Genomic DNA, 634 nt, shown 5'->3' on the forward strand with positions numbered 1-634 from the left:
TGCCAGTCCGGCCGCGACCCCGACTACGAGCTGCACCAGCTGCGCCACCTGATCGCCCAACGGGTCGGCATCGTCCTGATCAGCGGTTCCGGCTACGACGACCCACGGATGGAGAGCGCGGCCCGCGCCGAGCTGGCCGCGTTCCAGGACCACGGCGGCCGGGCGGCGGCCATCGGCCGACACGCGCTCGGCGTCGACGCCGTCCTGCCGGACAACGAGGCCGGTGGCCACGCCCTTGCCCAGCACCTGATGGATCTCGGCCACCGGCGGATCGCGGTCGCCGCGGGCAGCGCCGGCCTCACCACCGTCGCCGACCGGCTGGCCGGGGTCTCGGCGGCAGTGCGCCAGCGCGGCCGGTCCCCCGTCGACCTCGCCGTCGTGCACAGCGCCTTCACCCGCGACGGTGGGCGCGCCGCCGCCGAGCGGATCCTCAACGAGCATCCGGAGACGACGGCGATCATCGCGCTCAACGACGTGATGGCCATGGGCGTGCTGTCCACACTGCGGTCCCGCCGGGTGCCGGTGCCCGCGCGGATGTCAGTGGTCGGCTTCGACGACGTCTCCGTGGCCGCCGACCTCGCACCCAGCCTCACCACCATCCGGCTGCCGATGACCGAGATGGGCCGCACGGCAC

Annotated in this window: 1 protein-coding gene; it reads left to right on the forward strand. The window is 74.3% G+C overall.

The features are described from left to right. Positions 1-634 (forward strand): substrate-binding domain-containing protein (locus KBX53_RS35055; RefSeq protein WP_210864045.1); only part of this gene is annotated, 634 nt, incomplete at both ends.

The sequence above is a fragment of the Micromonospora sp. M51 genome, from assembly GCF_018070305.1.
In the GTDB taxonomy this organism is placed as follows: domain Bacteria; phylum Actinomycetota; class Actinomycetes; order Mycobacteriales; family Micromonosporaceae; genus Micromonospora; species Micromonospora parva.